Source organism: uncultured Amnibacterium sp., from assembly GCF_964250715.1.
Lineage (GTDB): Bacteria > Actinomycetota > Actinomycetes > Actinomycetales > Microbacteriaceae > Amnibacterium.
Genome location: NZ_CAXUGX010000001.1, coordinates 122422 through 139545, shown reverse-complemented (window position 1 = coordinate 139545; position 17124 = coordinate 122422). Strand labels below are relative to the sequence as shown.

The 17124-nt window shown below is 71.6% G+C and carries 16 protein-coding genes and 1 tRNA gene; 3 read left to right on the top strand and 14 right to left on the bottom strand.

All coding sequences use genetic code 11. The features are described 5' to 3' along the window. Window positions 1-5: 5 nt before the first annotated feature. The 5 genes from ACFE7H_RS00650 to ACFE7H_RS00630 form a co-directional block, all read right to left on the bottom strand. Complete coding sequence (locus ACFE7H_RS00650; protein WP_375399261.1) at window positions 6-1421, bottom strand: O-acetylhomoserine aminocarboxypropyltransferase/cysteine synthase family protein; 1416 nt, start codon at window positions 1419-1421, stop codon at window positions 6-8. A gap of 126 nt (window positions 1422-1547) precedes the next feature. Next, complete coding sequence (locus ACFE7H_RS00645) at window positions 1548-2489, bottom strand: NAD(P)-dependent oxidoreductase (RefSeq protein ID WP_375399260.1); 942 nt, start codon at window positions 2487-2489, stop codon at window positions 1548-1550. A gap of 44 nt (window positions 2490-2533) precedes the next feature. Further along, window positions 2534-3166 (bottom strand): FMN reductase, encoded by a 633-nt coding sequence (gene msuE / locus ACFE7H_RS00640; RefSeq protein ID WP_375399259.1) that lies wholly within the window; start codon window positions 3164-3166, stop codon window positions 2534-2536. A gap of 213 nt (window positions 3167-3379) precedes the next feature. Continuing rightward, complete coding sequence (locus ACFE7H_RS00635; RefSeq protein ID WP_375399258.1) at window positions 3380-4417, bottom strand: LLM class flavin-dependent oxidoreductase; 1038 nt, start codon at window positions 4415-4417, stop codon at window positions 3380-3382. Then, the gene (locus ACFE7H_RS00630; protein WP_375399257.1) at window positions 4414-4887 is read right to left on the bottom strand and encodes a MarR family winged helix-turn-helix transcriptional regulator; all 474 of its coding nucleotides are present in this window, start codon (window positions 4885-4887) and stop codon (window positions 4414-4416) included. Before ACFE7H_RS00630 ends, ACFE7H_RS00635 begins: the two co-directional genes overlap by 4 nt. Before the next feature lie 54 nt (window positions 4888-4941). On the opposite strand from ACFE7H_RS00630, the gene ACFE7H_RS00625 reads away from it, so the two are divergent. Next, window positions 4942-5307, top strand: coding sequence for a VOC family protein (locus ACFE7H_RS00625; protein WP_375399256.1), 366 nt, complete (start codon window positions 4942-4944; stop codon window positions 5305-5307). 52 nt (window positions 5308-5359) lie between these two features. Here ACFE7H_RS00625 and ACFE7H_RS00620 read toward each other — a convergent pair whose 3' ends face one another. From ACFE7H_RS00620 to ACFE7H_RS00580, 9 genes are all read right to left on the bottom strand, one after another. After that, entirely contained in the window at window positions 5360-6370 is a 1011-nt protein-coding gene (locus tag ACFE7H_RS00620) for an aldo/keto reductase family protein (RefSeq protein WP_375399255.1), read from the bottom strand. Between the two features lie 145 nt (window positions 6371-6515). After that, entirely contained in the window at window positions 6516-8372 is a 1857-nt protein-coding gene (locus tag ACFE7H_RS00615; protein WP_375399254.1) for a cytochrome c biogenesis protein CcdA, read from the bottom strand. A gap of 82 nt (window positions 8373-8454) precedes the next feature. Then, a complete protein-coding gene (locus ACFE7H_RS00610) occupies window positions 8455-8766 on the bottom strand; it encodes a putative quinol monooxygenase (protein ID WP_375399253.1) in 312 nt (103 codons plus the stop codon). Window positions 8767-8890: 124 nt separating this feature from the next. Further along, window positions 8891-9964: a CoA transferase gene (locus ACFE7H_RS00605; protein ID WP_375399252.1), complete on the bottom strand. Its 1074-nt coding sequence runs from the start codon at window positions 9962-9964 to the stop codon at window positions 8891-8893. Between the two features lie 349 nt (window positions 9965-10313). Next, window positions 10314-10958, bottom strand: coding sequence for a DUF2510 domain-containing protein (locus ACFE7H_RS00600; RefSeq protein ID WP_375399251.1), 645 nt, complete (start codon window positions 10956-10958; stop codon window positions 10314-10316). 51 nt (window positions 10959-11009) lie between these two features. Further along, complete coding sequence (locus ACFE7H_RS00595) at window positions 11010-11987, bottom strand: ribose-phosphate diphosphokinase (RefSeq protein ID WP_375399250.1); 978 nt, start codon at window positions 11985-11987, stop codon at window positions 11010-11012. Next, window positions 11984-13489: a bifunctional UDP-N-acetylglucosamine diphosphorylase/glucosamine-1-phosphate N-acetyltransferase GlmU gene (gene glmU, locus ACFE7H_RS00590; RefSeq protein WP_375399249.1), complete on the bottom strand. Its 1506-nt coding sequence runs from the start codon at window positions 13487-13489 to the stop codon at window positions 11984-11986. Before glmU ends, ACFE7H_RS00595 begins: the two co-directional genes overlap by 4 nt. A 59-nt stretch (window positions 13490-13548) precedes the next feature. After that, a tRNA-Gln gene (locus ACFE7H_RS00585) sits at window positions 13549-13620 on the bottom strand. A gap of 191 nt (window positions 13621-13811) precedes the next feature. Next, window positions 13812-14822 (bottom strand): SMP-30/gluconolactonase/LRE family protein, encoded by a 1011-nt coding sequence (locus ACFE7H_RS00580; protein ID WP_375399248.1) that lies wholly within the window; start codon window positions 14820-14822, stop codon window positions 13812-13814. A 77-nt stretch (window positions 14823-14899) separates the two neighbouring features. Between ACFE7H_RS00580 and ACFE7H_RS00575 the strand changes: the two genes are divergently transcribed. Both ACFE7H_RS00575 and ACFE7H_RS00570 read left to right on the top strand, forming a co-directional pair. Further along, the gene (locus tag ACFE7H_RS00575; RefSeq protein WP_375399247.1) at window positions 14900-15658 is read left to right on the top strand and encodes an SDR family oxidoreductase; all 759 of its coding nucleotides are present in this window, start codon (window positions 14900-14902) and stop codon (window positions 15656-15658) included. A 118-nt stretch (window positions 15659-15776) separates the two neighbouring features. Beyond that, entirely contained in the window at window positions 15777-17054 is a 1278-nt protein-coding gene (locus tag ACFE7H_RS00570) for an MFS transporter (RefSeq protein WP_375399681.1), read from the top strand. The last annotated feature ends 70 nt before the right edge of the window (window positions 17055-17124 follow it).

Genomic DNA, 17124 nt, shown 5'->3' with positions numbered 1-17124 from the left:
GCCCTTCAGGCGGAGCGGACCAAGCGGTCCCGGGCGGTGTCGGCGGGCTCGCGCACCGCCGGCGCACGGACTGCGGCCAGGCCGCGCTGCAGGTCCAGGATCAGGTCGTCCACGTCCTCGATGCCGATCGAGAGGCGCAGCAGGCCGGGGCCGATACCGGCGGTGCGCAACTCGTCCGCCGCGCGATGCGCGTGGGTGGTGGAGGCCGGGTGCAGGATCAGCGACCGCACGTCGCCCAGGTGCGTCATGCGGCTGAACAGCGCGACGGCGTTCACGAAGCGTTTCGCGGCCGGCTCGCCGCCGTCCAGCGTGAACGCGAAGACGGAACCCGCGCCGCGCGGCAGGTACCGGTCGGCGAGAGCGCGGTAGGGACTGGAGTCGAGGCCCGCGTAGTCGACCGAGAGCACCTCCGGCTGCCGCTCCAGCCACCGCGCGACGGCCAGCGCATTGGCGCAGTGCCGCTCGACGCGGAGCGAGAGGGTCTCGATGCCCTGCTGGATGAGGAAGGCGTTGAACGGCGACGGGGACGGGCCGAGCCGTGACGCCACGATGTCCCGCGCGTAGACGATGTAGGCGCGGCGCCCGTAACGCTCCACGTAGCTGGCGCCGTGCAGTATGCGGTCGGGCTCCGTCAGGTGGCGGAACCGGCCGTGCTGGTCCGACGGGCCCTGCTCCTCCGACCGGCCGGCCCAGTCGAACCGGCCGGCGTCCACGACCACTCCGCCGATCGCCGTGCCGTGGCCGGCCAGGAACTTGCTGGCCGAGTGCACCACCACATCGGCGCCGTGCTCGATGGGCCGCACCAGGTAGGGCGTGGCCAGGGTGTTGTCGACGACCAGCGGCAGCCCCGCGCGGTGCGCGATGTCGGCGACCATGCGGATGTCGAGCAGATCGTTCTTGGGGTTCGGGATGGACTCGCCGAACAGGGCACGGGTGGTGGGGCGGATGCGGCGGACCCATTCGGCGGGATCGGCGGCGTTGTCGACGAACTCCACTTCGATGCCGAAGCGGGCGAAGTTGTGCAGGAACAGATTGCGGCTGCCCTCGTAGATGCTGCCGGCGGAGAGCAGGTGGTCGCCCGCCTGCAGCAGGCCGAGCATCGCCACGGTCACCGCGGCTTGGCCGCTGCCGACCAGGATCGCCTCCGCGCCGCGTTCCAGGCCCGCGATCCGCCGCTCGACCGCGGCGTTCGTCGGGTTGCCCAGCCGGGTGTAGGTGTAGCCGCTCTCGTCGCCGTCGAAGCGGTCGCGGGCCTGCTCGAAGTCGTCGAACACGAACCCGGCGCTCAGGTAGATGGGCGGTACGCGCGAGCCGAATGCGGCATCGGGCAGGGCGCCGCCGTGCACCTGCTCGGTGGTGAATCCGCCGACGATCGGCGCGACCCGGCCGCTCCCGGCTGCCGCGGCGTCCACTTCCCCCACGGTCGTTCCCCTCTCGAACAGATGCAATGGATGGAAGGACGGATGCTCGGCCGGCCGCTGGTCAGGCGATCCCCGGCCCCCACCCTGGCATCGGACGACGTTCCGACCCGCCGATCAGCGCTTCTGTTACGTCCCGAGACCACCGTCGCCTGCGGCGCGCAGGATGGCTGAGGCGCGCTCCTCCAGCAGCTTGGCCGCGAGTAACTCACCGCCGACGGGCCCGAAACGGTCGAGCGCTTCAGCGTGCAGACGGGTGACCGTGCTGGACAGCTCCCACGGCACGCCCGCGATGGCGGCGAGCGACTGCAGGGTCTGCAGCTCCTCCAGACATCGGTCGATACCGAAGTCGGTCAAGTAGTCGCCGTGCAGCAGCGCGTCCAGGTGCTGATCGATGAACGCGCTGCCGCCCGGGCCGGCGGCCAGGGTTCCGCGAAGCACCTGCGGTGCCAGCCCCAGCCGCTGCCCGAGCAGCAGCGCCTCGGTGACCGCGACCACCTGGCCGAACCACAGCAGGTTGCCCAGCAGCTTGGCGGTCTGTCCCGCGCCGACGCTGGTCCCGACGTGGTCGATCCCGGCAGCCGGGCCGAGCAGGGCCAGGATCGGCCGCACCCGGTCGAGTACCGCTGCCTCTCCACCTACTACGAACCGCAGCGACCCGTCGCGCGCCGCGGCGACTCCCCCGATCATCGGCGCGGCGATACTCGCCACGTTCCGGTCGGCCGCCTCGGCGGCCAGGCGCTCACTGATCCGGGGGTCGCCGCTGGTCAGATCGAGCCAACATGCCCCGGGCGGCATGGACGCAAGGAGCCCGTCCGGGCCGCTCATCGCCGACTCGAGTTCGACCGGGCCGGGCAGGACGGCGATGATCACATCGACGTCAGCGGCGAGCGTCGGAGCGTCGGCGACGACATCGAGGCCGGCGACACGCGCAGCCCTGATCGCCGCTGGGTCGAGGTCGTACACGCGCACCGGCACCGCCACGGCCAGCCGCGTCGCGATGGGGAGCCCCATCCGGCCGACTCCGAGTACGCCGATGCGGTCGATCGCCGGTTCGCCGACAGGGATCATGGGCGCCGTCACCGCGACGGGTGGCTGCGCGTGCCGGGGGCGGGTCAGGAGATCAGCCGCACCGGGCGGGGTTCATCCGCCGTCGTCGGCTGGGCGCCATCACCGGCCTCCACCTCGGCGCGGATCCGCTGCGACTCGGCCAACGACGACCTGATCAGGGGAAGCGCTCGCTCCAGCGCCTTGTCGATGCGCTCGGTCAGGCGGGCGCCGCTGACGGCATGATCGGTGAAGTCCGAGTCGTGGGCGTAGACCCCGACCGGCAGCGTGAGCGCCTGGAAGAACCCGAACAGCGGCCGCAACTGGTGCTCGATGATCAGCGAGTGCCGCTCGCTGCCACCGGTCGCGGCGAGCAGTATCGGCAGATCGACCAGGGCGAACTGGTCCACGAAGTCGAAGAGATGCTTGAACAGTCCCGTGAACGACGCCCGGTAGACGGGTGTGCCGACGATCAGCACGTCGGCGGTCTCGATCGCCCGCAGCGCGTCCTCGACCGGCGCGGGCAGATCGGACCGGCGCAGCGCCCCGGCGAACTGCGGCCCAAGCTCGTCGATGCGGATCAGCCGCGACTCGATCGGCAGCACCCGGCCGAGCGACCGGGTGATCTCGCTGACGAGCGCGGTGGTCTTGGACGGATGATGCAGGCTGCCGGAGACGGCAACGACGCGGGCACGGGTCATAGGGGCGCTTCCCTCGGTTCGGTGGACCCTCCGACGATAGGAACCGAGCCGGTGCGCCCGCCGCACCCGCGTCACACCAGGACACAATCGTGCCCGAGAGGATCACCCGCTGGTCGGTCAGTAGGGCGAGGATCCGACCGCTCCACCTGATCGACACGGATGTCGGTGAGTGAGAACGCGGGGTCGAGGCTCAGTGGAGCGTCAAGCAGCTCATCACTGCGCGACCCGGGCGTCCAACTCCGCATGCACTCGGGGAGCGACCTCGGTGCCGAGCAGTTCGATCGAGCTGAGCACCTGGGCGTGGGGCATACCGCCGATGTCCATCTGCAGGAAGTGACGGCGGTGGCCGAGGTGGTGGTGCAGGTCGATGATGCGGTCCGCGATCTCGGACGGGTCGCCGGCGAACACCATGCCGCCGGGCGCGTAGCCGGCCTCGACCTCGGCATAGGAGCGGGGGGCGAACCGGCCGGAGGCCGCGTACGCCGCCGACTCGTGCCGGAAGAACGTCTGCTTCGCCGCGGCGCCGTCGCGGCCGATGAAGCCGTGGCCGGCGACCGAGATCGCCAGCTTGGACGGCTCGACCCCGGCCTGCTCGCCTGCCTGACGGTAGAGGGTGCCCATCTGACCCCAGTACTGCGGAGTGCCGCTGAGGATGCCGTACGAGACCGGCAGGCCGGCGCGGGCGGCGCGCACCGTGGAGGGCGGATTGCCGCCGGTGCCGAGCCAGATCGGAATCGGCTTCTCGGGTCGCGGCACGATCAGCGCGTCCTCGAGGGGCGGGCGGAACGGCGACTCCCAGCTGACCCGTTCGCTGTCGTTGATCGCGAGCAGCAGCCCCAGCTTGTCGGCGTAGAGGCGGTCGTAGTCGCCGAGGTCGTGGCCGAACAGCGGGAACGAGTCCGTCGACGACCCGCGCCCGGCGATGATCTCCACCCGGTCGCCGCTGACGATCGCGGCGGTCGCGATCTGCTGGTACAGCCGGATCGGGTCGTCCGTGGACAGCACGCTCACTGCCGTCGAGAGGGTGATCGTCGACGTGATCGCTGCGGCGGCATTGATCACGGACGCCGGCGAACTGACGGGCATCGCCGCGGTGTGGTGCTCGCCGACGCCGTAGAAGTCGAGGCCCACCTGCTCGGCGAGCCTGATCTGCTCCAGCATGTTCCACACCGCCTGCGCGGTGGAGACGACCTCGCCATCCGGGCTGCGTCCCGCGACGCCGAAGCTGTACGCCCCCAGCTCGAAGCTCATGGACGGCCCGCGCTGACCGGATCGCGTCGCTCGTCGTTCACGGACGCCGCGCAGACCTGCAGCAACTCCCGCAGCCGATCGATCTCGCCGGGCCCGAAACCGGTCAGCATGCGGTCCTCGACCGCTCGTGCCGCTGTGCTCGCCTGCGCTCGGCGCTGCTGGCCGAGCGCCGTCAACTGCGCCGGCAGGGCACGTCCGGCGGGCGCCTGGGCCGGGCGGACGATCAGCCCGTCGCGTTCCATCGCCTGCAGCACCACGTTCATCGACTGTCGGGTGACGAAGGCACTGCGGGCCAGCTCGGAGTTGGAGAGTCCGGGTCGCTGCGCGAGCAGCTCCAGGCAGGAGTACTCCGTCACGCTCAGGTCCAGAGGGCGGAGCACCGCGTCGAGCGCGACGCGCAGCCCGTAGGCCGCTTCCTTCAGCAGGTACCCGACCGAGCCGGCCAGCTGGACCTCCCCGTGTTGACTCATGTCAGAAGCCTGACATACTCCGCGTGTCAGGAAAGTGACAAAGAAGGAGTCATCATGACGGTCACCGGACCGAGTTTCATCGCGCTGCAGGTGCGCGACGTGCCGCGCTCCGCCGCGTTCTACGAGGAGTACCTGGGGCTGCAGCGGCAGGCCGGGCCGCCGAACGCCGTGGTGTTCGACACCAAGCCGATCGCGCTCGCCGTCCGGCCGCCCGACGCCGACGTCGACTTGGACGCGGCTCCGTACCCGGGGATGGGTGTCGCCGTCTGGCTGCACGCGCCCGACGCTCAGGACGTGCACGACGCCCTGAAGGCAGCGGGAGTGCCGATCGTCACGGACCCGTTCGACGGGCCCTTCGGCCGCACCTTCGCCTTCGCCGACCCGGACGGATACCACGTCACCCTGCACGACCGGATCTGATCGCCTGTCCGTCCACCACGCGGATGTCCCGCGCCGGAACGATGCCCGACGCTCAGGCCTCGCGCTGCTTGGGTGAGCGCTCCGCCGTGCGGGCCGGGTCGCGCTCCACGACGCCGCCGATCGCCGCGTCGATGCGATTCATCGACTCCTCCGGGATCTGCACGCCGGATGCTCCCGCGTTGTCGCGCACCTGCTCCGGCCGGGAGGCGCCGACGATCGCGGCGGCCACGTTCTGGTTCTGCAGCACCCACGCGACCGCCAGTTGCGCCATGGAGAGGTGCAACTCCTTCGCGATGGGCTGCAACTGCTGCACGCCGGTCAGCACGTCGTCCCGCAGCCAGCGCTGGATCGAGCCGGCACCGCCCTTCTCGTCCGTCGCGCGGCTGCCCGCGGGCAGGTCGGCGCCCGGCACGTACTTGCCGGTCAGCACGCCCTGCGCGATAGGCGAGAAGACGACCTGGGAGATGCCGAGCTCCTTCGAGGTCGGCACGATCTCGCTCTCGATGACCCGCCACAGGGCGGAGTACTCGGGCTGGTTGGAGATCAGCTGGAACCCCAGATCCTTGGCCAGCGCGGCTCCGGCACGCAGCTGGTCCGCGGTCCACTCGCTGACCCCCACGTAGCGCACCTTGCCCATCCGCACCAGATCGGCGAACGCCTGCATCGTCTCTTCCAGCGGCGTGAAGAAGTCGAAGCGGTGCGCCTGGTACACGTCGACGTAGTCGGTCTGCAGGCGGGTGAGCGACCCGTCGATCGAGTCGAACAGGTGCTTGCGGGACAGGCCGACGTCGTTGTGCTGCTTGGGGCCGGTCGCCCCGAAGACCTTGGTCAGGATCTCCAGGCCCGCTCGACGCTCGCCCTTCAACGCTTCGCCGAGTACCGACTCCGCGCCGGTGTTCGCGTACACGTCCGCCGTGTCGAAGGTGGTGATGCCGACTTCGAGCGCCGCCTTCACGCAGGCGATGGCCTGGTCGTTCTCGACCTGGCTGGCGTGGGTGAGCCAGTTGCCGTAGGTGATCTCGGAGATCTTGAACCCGGAGTTGCCGAGGTAGCGGTACTGCATGTGGTGCGCCTTCCGTCCGAGCCGCAGGCAGGACCGTCCGCGCCTGATGACCGCTTCCGAGGGTACTGAGCGGCAGCCGAACGGCGACTGGACGGCGCGGCGCAGCCGAGGGGTGCCGGTCGGCTCAGCCGAACGTGCCAGGCGCTTATCCGAATGTGAACGAGTAGACCGACAGGCCCTTGGACAGGGTGATGCGCACGGTGTCGCGCGAGGCCTTCGTGTCGTCGACGACGGCCGTGATGTTCGGTGCGCCGGACACCGCGAAGTGCGTAGTACGTCCGCCGCGCTGCACGGTGAGGGTGCCGGTGCCGCCCACATCCAGGTACACCTTGGCCGCGTTGTAGTGCAGTGCAAGGCCGCTGCCGGCGGCGGCGGTCAGCGACTCGCCCGTGATGGTCCATCGGCCGTTGAGCGCGAACTGATCCTGCGGCAGCAGGGCGGCATAGCGGTAGGAGCGACTGCCGGGCGTGAGGATGCCGCCGGCGAAGGTCTGCGCGCGATCGGCACCCAGGTACGCCTCGCGGGTCTGGGCAGGATTCGTCGGCGTCGTGTCGGCCACGTCGGTCGCCTTCGGCAGGGCGACTCCGGGACGCGCGGCGGTCAGCAGGGTGCGGATGTCCTGCTCGGACTGCCCGTAGTCGCCCTCGCCCAGAGCGACGGAGCGGACCGCGCCGCTCGCGTCAATCAAGTAGTCGGCGGGCCAGGCGTCGTTCGCATATGCCTTCCAGGTGGCGAAGTCGTTGTCGAGCGCGACCGGATAGGTGATGCCCAGCCGGGCGGCGCCGGCCCGCACGTTCGCCGCGCTGTGCTCGAAGGCGTACTCGGGGGCGTGCACGCCGATCACGGTCAGGCCGGCCGTCGCGTACGCCTTCGACCACGCCTCCACGTGCGGGATGGCGCGCTGGCAGTTGATGCAGGAGTAGGCCCAGAAGTCGAGCAGCACCACCCTGCCGCGCAGCGCCTTCAGGGTCAGCGGCGCGTTCTGCGCGGTGTTGCTCCACGAGGTCAGGCCGGCGAGTGCGGGCGCGGGACCGCAGTCGGTCAGGCCGGTGGGCGCGGAGGCCACGCAGGTGCTGAGCCTGGCGGATCCACCGTCGGCGCCGCCGCCGGCGCCGCTGCCGAGCGCACCGGGATCGTCGACCGCCCGCTGCAACGCGGCCGTGTAGTCGGGGATGGCCCGCTGGATCGCGTCGGTGACGTTGAAGGTGAGCCCGACCGCGAGCGCGATCAGCACGACGCCCGCCACAACGCGGATCTGCCGCTGCCGGGCACGAAAGGCGCGCACGCGTTCGGCGACGCGGCGTCCGGCGAGCGCGAACACCAGCAGCGGGGCGGCGGAGCCGACGGCGAACGCGAGGGTCAGCACGATCGTCGAGGCGCCGATGCGGGCCGTCGCACCCGCGACCGTGATCGCGGCGAGCACCGGTCCGGCGCAGGGCACGTAGACCGCGCCGAGCGCCAGCCCCAGGCCGAACGCGCCCCGGTCGGTACCGACGTTCCGTCGGGGCAGCCGGGCGAACGGCCGCTCCAGCAGCGCCTCCAGGCGGGGCACGATCAGGCCCAGGCCGATCAGAATCAGCACGACGAGCCCGGCCCAGCGGATCAGGTCGCTCGGCAGGTGCAGCAGCGACAGCACCAGGGTGCCGATCAGGGTGAAGACGCTGAAGCTGACCACCAGGCCGGCGATCACGAGGAACGGGCGCGAGCTGGAGACCTGCGGGGACGCTTGGGCGGCGACCGGACGGGTGGCGACGACAGCGGTGGGCGCTTGGGTGGTCGAACCCCACAGCTCGCTGTTCGGCGGCGCGGCGGGCGGCACCGGCCTTTCGGAGGTCGTGCTGCCGGACGTGGTGGGGCCGGAGGTGGTGCTGCCGGAGGTGCTGGGGCGGGCGGCCTGCGCGCCGGCGGACAGGAAGATGACCGGCAGCACCGGCAGGATGCAGGGCGAGATCCCGGTGATCAGCCCGCCGACCAGGCCGATGAACAGCAGGGTGACGATCACGCGCATCCCCTTCCGGCGTACCGTTCAGCGCGGGCTGGAGCGAACTGTAGGCGCCTCTCCCATGCACCGGGGCGCCCTCAGGTCAGAGCGCGCCCTGCTCCGCAGTACCCGCGGGCAGCGGCGTCATGAACGTGACGACCGCGGGTTGCTGCAGGTAGGGGCCCGCGGCGGCGCCGAGCGCGGCCACCGCCTGGCCCCGACCGTGGGCGTCGAGCTGCTCGCGCGTCGTCCACTTCTCGATCATGGTGATGGTGCCGTCCTCGGCGTCGTGGATGGAGTACAGCTCGCAGCCGGGCTCCGCATGCACGGCCGGGATGGTGGCTTCGAACGCCTCGATCAGCGACTGCTTCGCCCCCTCCTTCGGCGTGAACACGGCGGTGACGATCGTGGGCATGGGTTGTCCTCTCCTTGGCGCGATGGGTCCTGGTGCGGCGGGTCCTGGTGCGGCGGGTTCACCGTACGACGCAACCCGCGCGAGCAGATGTGCGGGACGCCAGATCCGGAACGGCCGGTCTCGCTCAGGTTTCCGGCCACTCCGCCGGATCGCTGCCGAGTGGAGCGGGACCTGCGCGGAACGCGAACTCGACGCCCGCCACCGTGAACGGCGGGTGCAGCAAGTCGGCCGCGCCCCACGGAGTGTCGATCCGGTCGGCGGGCAGGGTCGACGCATCGGCCGATTCCAGGCGGGCCGCCGATGCGGACGGCGCCACACCCTGCAGCGCCGCCGCGGCGCGCGCGAGCGACAGCCGCGCGGTCGTGCCGAGCCCGTCGGCCGCGCGATCGCGCACTCCTCGCAGGACCGCCGCGGCGAGCAGCCAGCCCGTCGCGTGGTCCAGCGCCTGGGCGGGCAGCGGCACCGGCCGGTCCGCTGCCGCGGCCTGCATGCCCGCCTGCGCGATCCCCGTCGACAGCTGTATCAGGGAATCGAAACCGCGCCGGTTCGCCCAGGGACCGGTCCAGCCGTAGGCGGTCAGGGCGACGTCGATGAGTGCCGGCCGTATCCGGCGGCGTTCGTCCGCCGCGAGGCCCAGGTGGGTGAGCGCGCCCGCGCGGTATCCGTGCACGAGCACGTCCGCCTGCGAGAGCAGCCGGTGCAGCTGCGCCCGCCCGCCCGGCTCGCGGGCGTCGAGGCGGGCGGTGCGCTTGCCGAGGGTCATCTCCGGGACGATCGCCGGCTCGTCCCAGTCGGGCGGATCGATGCGCAGCACCGTCGCTCCGAGGCCTGCCAGCACGCGCGTCGCGGCCGGCCCGGCCAGCACCCGAGTCAGGTCGAGCACGCGCAGGCCGGCGAGCGGGCGGCCGGGCTGCGGCTGCCACCGGGATGCGGTGCGCGGAGCCCGACTTCTCGCTGCCGATGCGTCTCTCGCTCTCGGTGCGTTCCAGCCCGATGAGCGGCTCGACCGCGACCGCGACGCCCTGGGGATGTGCGGCCCACGCGGCGGCGCTGCGCATCGTCGCCGCTGCTCCGCCCGCGCCCACCACCGCCGACTCCAGCTCGTCGGCGCCCCACCGGGCGACCGCCTGCTCGACGAGCGCTCGGTCGGCGGCGACGCCGAGTACGCGGAGCGCGGCAGCGCGATGGTGCGACGCATTGGTGTGCAGGCGGATCCAGCCGTCGGCGGTGCGGTAGTCGCCGGCGACCGCATCCCAGGGCGAAGGCAGCTTCCAGCCGACCGGGCGCAGCGCCTGCACGAACCACGCGTCGGCGAGGGCGCGGTCGACGACCGGCGCGGTGTTCTGGCCGGCCAGCGCGGCGGTCTGGTCGGCGACTGCGCAGATCGCAGCGGTGGCGAGCGCAGAGATCGGGAAGACCGACCGCAGTTTGCCCGAGCCGGTCACCTCGGCTGCCGGAGGCGTGTGCAGTGCAGCTCCGATCTGCGTGCGCAGGTCGGTGAGCGCCGCGTCGTCGGCCGTCATGCGATTCCGCTCAGGTGCCGCTGCTCAGGTGCCGCTGCTGAGGCCCGCGGAGCTGAACGACGACGGGTCGAAATCGGCGAAGGCGGCGGCGAGCGCGATGCCGATGACCGTGAAGGTGATGATGAGCACGAGCAGGTACACCGCGAAGTAGACCCAGGTCGGCGCCGAACCGCGGTGCACCCGCCGTCGCAGCACCACGGCGCGGCCGATCATGTACGTCGGCTGCAGGAACGCCCACGCCCAATGGAACGGCCGCACGATGCCGACGGCCCGCAGCGCGCGGTGGTCGAGGGCGGCGAACACCACCGTGGCGGCGATGGCGAGCACGCCGATCAGTTGGGAGAGGAGCAGGCCCGCGTTCGAGAACTGGCGCAGGGTCGCCGTGGGGTCGGCGGCCGAATTCAGGCTGTTCTGAATGAACGCCTGAAGGTCGAGCAGCGGGAGCGAGATCAGGGTGACGAGCGGCAGGAACGCGAGCAGCCAGGCCCACAGCGTGTTCACGCGCGCGCCGTCCGGCAGGGGCGGCTGCTCGATCGCGGCCGGTGCGGCAGCGGGTCGCGTCTCGGCGGTGTGCTCGGTCCAGGCGGTGCCGTCCCAGTACCGCTGACGGCCGCTGCCGCTCGGATCCGGGAACCACCCCGCGGGCGGCAGCCTGGTCGGCTCACTCACGGTCGCTCCCCCTCCGGTACCCGAGCGTCCATAGTGACTGAGCGGCGCGGGTCAGGCGGCGCCGTCGAACATGGAGGTGACGCTGCCGTCTTCGAACACCTCGTGGATCGCGCGGGCGATCAGCGGGGCGATCGGCAGCACGGTCAGCTTCTCGAACCGCTTCTCCGGCGGCAGCGGCAGCGTGTCCGTGACGATCAGCCGATGGATGTGCTCGGAGTTCAGCACCTGCACGGCGTCGCCCGAGAACACCGCGTGGGTCGCGGCGACGATCACGCCGATCGCGCCCGCCTCCTTCAACGCCTGCGCGGCCTTCACGATCGTGCCGCCCGTGTCGATCAGGTCGTCGACGACCAGGCACATCTTGCCGGCGACGTCGCCGACGATCTCGTGCACCGACACCTGATTCGGCACCATCGGATCGCGCCGCTTGTGGATGATCGCGAGCGGCACGTGCAGGTTGTCGCTCCACACGTCCGCCACGCGCACCCGGCCCATGTCGGGCGAGACGACGACCAGGTTCTGCGTGTCCACGGTGTCGCGGATGTGATGCATCAGTACCGGCATCGCGAACAGGTGGTCGAGCGGACCGTCGAAGAAGCCCTGGATCTGCGCCGCATGCAGGTCGACCGACATGATGCGTTCGGCGCCGGCGGTCTTGAAGAGGTCGGCGATCAAGCGGGCGGAGATCGGCTCACGGCCGCGGTGCTTCTTGTCCTGGCGCGCGTACGGGTAGTACGGAGCGACGACGGTGATGCGCTTGGCGGAGGCGCGCTTCAGTGCATCCACCATGATCAGCTGCTCCATGAGCCACTCGTTGATGGGCGACCCGTGGCTCTGGATGACGAACACGTCGCAGCCGCGCACGCTCTCGTCCATGCGGGTGTAGATCTGGCCGTCCGCGAAGGTGCGGGCGTCGACCGGCAGCAGGGTGGTGTTCAACTCCCGCACGACCGCCTCGGCCAGCTCGGGATGGCTGCGGCCGCTGACGACCACCAGCCGCTTCTCTCCGGTGGCCTTGATGCCGGTCACGTCCGGTCGCCCTCTCCTGCATCACGGGCGGTCCGGGTGGCCGCCTCGTCCTGCCCGGCGGCCCGAGGGGTCGCCGTCTGCTGCTCCGCTGCGCGGGCCGCGGCCCGTGCCGCCGCGCTGTCCGGACGCTTCGACTCCACCCAGCCCGCCATGTTGCGCTGCGGAGCCACGGTGAGGGCCAGTGCGCCAGGCGGCACGTCCTTGCGCACCACCGCGCCGGCACCGGTGTAGGCGCCGTCGCCCACACTAACCGGGGCGATCAGGGTGCTTCCCGATCCGATGCGCACATCGGAGCCGATGACCGTGCGGTGCTTGTCGACCCCGTCGTAGTTGGCGGTGATCGTGCCGGCGCCGATGTTGGACCGCTCCCCCGCCACGGTGTCGCCCACGTAGCTGAGGTGCGGCACCTTGGTACCGGCGCCGATCTGCGCGTTCTTCGTCTCGACGTAGGCGCCGATCTTGCCGTCCGCACCCAGCAGCGTGCCGGCGCGCAGGTAGCTGTAGGGACCCACCTCCGCGCGTGCACCGACCACGGCCAGGGTCGCCTCGCTGCTGCGGATGTGCGCGCCCTCGCCGATCTCGCAGTCGGTGAGCGTGCTGTCGGGGCCGACGATCGCGTCGCGGGCGATAACCGTCGCACCCGCGAGGTGCGTGTTGCGCAGCACCGTCACGTCCTCGGCGATGGTGACGGTCACGTCGATCCAGGTAGTGGCCGGATCCTGCACGGTCACGCCCGCCTGCTGCCAGCGGCGCACGATCGCGGCATTCAGGTGGGCGGCAGCCTCCGCCAGCTGCACGCGGTCGTTCACCCCGGCGACGGTGCGCTCGTCGGGGGCCTCGAACCCGGCGACCGACGCCCCCTCCGCCAGCAGCGCGGCCACGATGTCGGTCAGGTACCGCTCGCCCTGATCGTTCGCCGTGCCGAGCGCGGCCAGGCGCGGCGCCAGGCCGTCGGTGCGGAAGGCGTAGACGCCGGCGTTGACCTCGTCGATCGCCCGCTCGGCCGGCGTCGCATCGCGATGCTCGACGATGCGGACGATCGCGCCGTCCGCGCCCCGGACGATACGGCCGGCGCCGGAGGGGTCGGCGAAGCGCGCGGTGAGCACGGTCGCCGCCGCCCGGCCGTCGCGATGAGCGTCGAGCAGCGCCTGGACGGTCGCCGAGTCGAGCAGCGGCAGGTCGCCGTTCAGCACCAGCACGTCGCCGCCGAAGTCGGGCAGCGCGGCCAACGCCGCCTCGACCGCGCGGCCGGTGCCGGACACCTCGTCCTGGTCCACGACGCGGGCCGTCGGCGCTGCCTGCTGCACGGCGGCCGCCACGGCGTCCCGCTCGTGGCGCACGACGACCAGCAGGTGCGCCGGCTGCAGCGCCACTGCGGCGCCGAGAACGTGCGCGATCATCGGCAGCCCGGCGATCGGATGCAGCACCTTCGGCACGCGCGAATGCATGCGCGTGCCCTGACCCGCGGCGAGCACGACGACGGCCAACTGCGAGTCGGTCATCGGGCCGTCCTCACCTGTCCGTCGCCGCACGGCGGAGCCCGGACCGGCTGCTGACGCTGCTCCGCCTCCAGGATTCGAACCTAGTCCTAACAGCTCCAAAGGCTGTCGTGCTGCCGTTACACCAAGGCGGATCGCCCGCATCCGGGACGGGCGTCAAGTCTGCCAGCCCCTCCCATCGGGTGCCGATCCTCCACTCCACTTCGAGGAATTCAGGCGATCGCGAGCAATGCAGGCAGATCCGCGCGTGTCGCGCCTTCATTCCGCGATTTTTCCTGAATTCCTCGGCGGAGGACGGGCGGTGCGGAGGGGTCGGCGCGGCGGGTCAGGCGCCGCGGGTGTGCACGTAGACCGCGTAGACCGACCTGCTGGCGGTCATGAACAGGCGGTTGCCGTGGCGGCCGCCGAAGCAGAGGTTGGAGCACATCTCGGGCAGGACGATCTGGCCGATCAGCGTGCCGTCGGGCGCGAAGACGTGCACGCCGTCGAACCCGTCGCCGCCCACGGTCGCCGCCGCCCACAGATTGCCGTCGATGTCGCAGCGGATGCCGTCGGAGGAGCCGGGGCGCATGTCCGTGAACGGCCGACTGCCCGTGGGCCGGCCGTCGACCAGGTCGTACACCTGGATGCCCCGCGGCGGGCCGCTGGAGTCGACGACGTACAGGCGCGTGCCGTCCGGCGAGAAGCAGAGGCCGTTCGGGCCGGTCAGGTCGTCGAGCACGCGCTCGATCGCGCCGGAGTCGGGGTCGACCCGGTACACGGCCGGCGGCAGCTGTCGCTCCGCCCGCCGCCCCTCGTAGTCGGTCAGGATGCCGTAGCCCGGATCGCTGAACCAGACCGCGCCGTCGGGTGCGACGATCACGTCGTTGGGCGCGTTCAGCGGCACCCCGTCGACGGCGTCCGCGAGCACGGTCCGCGATCCGTCGTGCTCGGTGCGGGTGACGCGGCGTTCCAGGTGCTCGCAGGTGATCAGGCGGCCGGCGCGGTCGCGGGTGTTCCCGTTGGCGTGGCCGGACGGGTCGCGGAACACCGAGGTCGCCCCCGACTTCGCGTCCCAGCGGTACATCCGGTCCGCCGGGATGTCGGAGAAGATCAGGCAGTCGTGGTCGCCGAACCAGGCCGGACCCTCGGTCCAGACGAACCCGGTCGCGATCCGCTCCACCGCCGCGTTGTGCAGCACGACGTGCTCGAACCGCGGGTCGAGCACCCGGAACGACGGGTCGGGGTAGCGGGCCGGCGCGTCCGGCCAGCGGTCGGCCGGGATGGGTTCGAACGGCATCGTGTCGGCCTCTCCGCCGTGGGCGATCTGCTGCTCGATCAGGGTCCCACGGCGCACGGCGCCGACTCGACGGCGACCGACAGAATGGGGCCCGGCGAGCGGAGGGTCGGATGGCACCCACAGAGGGGGACTCAGTGGCGGACACAGCGCGCACGGCGGTGGTGACCGGCGCGGGCAGCGGCATCGGCGCGGCGGTCGCGACGACGCTCGCGGCTGCCGGCTGGAACGTGGTGCTGGCCGGACGGCGGGCGGAGGCGCTGCGCCAGGTCGCCGACTCCGGCGCGGACCTGCCGGGCTCGCTGCATCCGGTCCCCACGGACGTCACCGGGGAGCAGGCGGTCCGCGACCTGTTCGACGGGGCCGTGGCGCGGTTCGGCCGAGTGGACCTGCTGTTCAACAACGCCGGCACGGGTACCCCGCCCACCGACATCGACGCGCTCGAGTTGGCCGACTGGAACGCGGTGGTCGCCGTCAACCTGACCGGCGTCTTCCTGTGCACGCGGGAGGCGTTCCGGGTGATGCGCGCCCAGACGCCCCAGGGCGGCCGGATCATCAACAACGGCTCGATGGCGGCGCACTCGCCGCGGCCGCGATCGATTGCCTACACCGCGACGAAGCACGCGGTGACGGGCCTGACCAAGCAGACATCGCTCGACGGCCGGCCCTACGACATCGCCTGCGGCCAGATCGACATCGGCAACGCGTCAACCTCGATGGGCAGCGGACTGGCGGGCGGGGCGGCGCAGGCCGACGGCACGGTTCGGCCGGAGCCGGTGATGGACGTCGCGGAGGTGGGCCGCGCGGTCCTCTACATGGCGGGTCTGCCGCTGCACACGAACGTCGCCGACCTGACGATCATGGCGACGAAGATGCCGTTCGTCGGCCGCGGCTGAACCCGGCCCGCCCCCTCCCTCCGCTCTCCCTCCCGTGCGCCTCCCGCCGAAGAATTCAGGAGAAATTGAGAAACGAAGGCGCAAATCGGCTGATCCGGCCCGCAGTCCTGGATTTCTCCTGAATTCCTCGGCGGAGGGAGGGGGTGCCGAGGAAGGAGCGGCGGCGGCGCCGATCCGCTTCGCCGCGCTGCGGGTGCCCGACTGCCGCACGTACCTGGTCGGCGGCTGCCTGTCGATGATGGCCGACAACGTCGAGCACGTCATCACGTACTGGGTGCTGTGGCAGCAGTTCCACTCCCCCGCCCTTGTCGGCTTCGAGGTGATCAGCCACTGGCTGCCGTTCCTGCTGTTCTCCGTCTGGTTCGGCGCACTGGCCGACCGGTACGACTGCCGCCGCGTGATCCAGGCCGCGCAGGGACTGTTCGTACTCGTCTCCATCGCCTGGGGCGTGCTGTTCGTCACGCACACCCTCTCCATCCCCGCGGCCTGCGTGCTACTGGTCCTGCACGGGATCGCCGGCTCGCTGTGGGGACCGGCGGAGCAGCTGATGCTGCAGGACTTCGTCGGCACCGCCACGCTGCCGAGCGCCGTGCGGCTGAACGCCACCTTCCGCAGCCTGGGCATCCTGTTCGGGCCGGTCGTCGGCGCCGCCCTGCTGACCGGGCTGGGACCCGAGGCGGGCATCTTCGTCAACGCCGCGATCTATCTGCCGCTGACGATCTTCCTGTTCCGCACCCGCGCCACCGGGCACCGCCGCGACGGCACCGCGCGCCGCCCGCGGGTCGGGCTGCTCGACTCCGTCCGCGTGCTGCGCGAGGTGGCGGCGGACCGCACGATTGTCGCCATGATCGCGCTCGCCGGGCTCACCTCGCTGTTCGTCGGGCAGGCGCTGCAGTCGGCGATGCCGGTGTTCGCGGACGCGCTGGCGGGGCCGGATTCGCCGCTCGGTTACGGCCTGCTGCTGTTCGCGGCGGGTGCGGGTGGCGTGGTGGGCGGCCTGGTGCTGGAGGCGACGGGCTGGCTGCGTCCCGACGTGCGCGCCGCGGTCTGGACCACGGTCGTCTTCGGGCTGGGGACGCTCGGCTTCGCCCTGACCAGCAGCTTCGTGATCGCCGTGCTGCTGCTGTTCGTCGCCGGTGTGGCCAGCATCGCGGCGATGTCGATCGGGCAGACGGTCGTGCAGCTGCGCGCGGCTCCGGAGCAGCGGGGCCGGGTGATCGGCGTGTACAGCGTCGCGGCGAACGGGCTGCGGGTGGGCAGCGGCGTGACCGTCGGCTTCATCGGCGGCCTGATCGGCGTCCCGGTGGCGCTGGCCGCGAGCTGCGTCGCCCTGACCGTCGGCGCGCTCGTCGTGGCCGCAGTCGTGCTGCGCCGCCGGCAGCACGCCGCTGTCTGAGCAGCCTGCCTGCCTGCCTGCCTGCTGAGGGATTCAGGAGAAATTGCGAAATGAAGGCGCGAACCGGCTG